This is a genomic window from Massilia sp. CMS3.1, assembly GCF_051262535.1.
Taxonomy (GTDB): Bacteria; Pseudomonadota; Gammaproteobacteria; order Burkholderiales; family Burkholderiaceae_D; genus Telluria.
In genome coordinates this window covers 1-1,486 of record NZ_JBIMES010000058.1, presented here as the reverse complement: position 1 = coordinate 1,486, position 1,486 = coordinate 1, and the positions used below count along the sequence as shown (strand labels likewise).

The 1,486-nt window shown below is 51.1% G+C and carries 1 rRNA gene; it reads left to right on the top strand.

The features are described 5' to 3' along the window. Positions 1–1,370: ribosomal RNA gene (locus tag ACHAC9_RS24370) — 23S ribosomal RNA — on the top strand; the annotation flags it as partial. Positions 1,371–1,486 lie beyond the last annotated feature (116 nt).

The window sequence follows — 1,486 nt, the reverse complement described above, 5'->3', positions numbered from 1 at the left end:
TGGGACGAGCGGCTTTATGCTGCGAAGCAATCGGAAGTGGTTCCAAGAAAAGCCTCTAAGCTTCAGTCATACGAGACCGTACCGCAAACCGACACAGGTGGGCGAGATGAGTATTCTAAGGCGCTTGAGAGAACTCGGGAGAAGGAACTCGGCAAATTGGTACCGTAACTTCGGGAAAAGGTACGCCCTTGTAGTTTGACCACTTTACTGTGGAAGGATGAACGGGTTGCAATAAACTGGTGGCTGCGACTGTTTAATAAAAACACAGCACTCTGCAAACACGAAAGTGGACGTATAGGGTGTGACGCCTGCCCGGTGCTGGAAGATTAAATGATGGGGTGCAAGCTCTTGATTGAAGTCCCAGTAAACGGCGGCCGTAACTATAACGGTCCTAAGGTAGCGAAATTCCTTGTCGGGTAAGTTCCGACCTGCACGAATGGCGTAACGATGGCCACACTGTCTCCTCCCGAGACTCAGCGAAGTTGAAATGTTTGTGATGATGCAATCTACCCGCGGCTAGACGGAAAGACCCCATGAACCTTTACTGTAGCTTTGCATTGGACTTTGAACCAATCTGTGTAGGATAGGTGGGAGGCTTTGAAGCGGGGACGCCAGTTCTCGTGGAGCCATCCTTGAAATACCACCCTGGTTTGTTTGAGGTTCTAACCTTGGTCCGTTATCCGGATCGGGGACAGTGCATGGTAGGCAGTTTGACTGGGGCGGTCTCCTCCTAAAGCGTAACGGAGGAGTTCGAAGGTACGCTAATTACGGTCGGACATCGTGATGATAGTGCAATGGCATAAGCGTGCTTAACTGCGAGACCGACAAGTCGAGCAGGTACGAAAGTAGGACATAGTGATCCGGTGGTTCTGTATGGAAGGGCCATCGCTCAACGGATAAAAGGTACTCTGGGGATAACAGGCTGATTCCTCCCAAGAGTTCATATCGACGGGGGAGTTTGGCACCTCGATGTCGGCTCATCACATCCTGGGGCTGTAGCCGGTCCCAAGGGTATGGCTGTTCGCCATTTAAAGTGGTACGTGAGCTGGGTTTAAAACGTCGTGAGACAGTTTGGTCCCTATCTGCCGTGGGCGTTGGAAATTTGAAGGGGGCTGCTCCTAGTACGAGAGGACCGGAGTGGACGAACCTCTGGTGTACCGGTTGTCACGCCAGTGGCATTGCCGGGTAGCTAAGTTCGGAAGAGATAACCGCTGAAAGCATCTAAGCGGGAAACTTGCCTTGAGATGAGATTTCCCGGAGCCTTGAGCTCCTTGAAGGGTCGTTCGAGACCAGGACGTTGATAGGCTGGGTGTGGAAGTGCAGTAATGCATTAAGCTAACCAGTACTAATTGCCCGTACGGCTTGTCCCTATAACCTTAGCAGGTTATAAAAATAAGATGTCAGTGTGCTGTTTGTTGATCCAGGCACTACCCAAGACAATACTTCTTCCAGATTCAGAGCCACGTTCACATGAACGCGGCTCGTA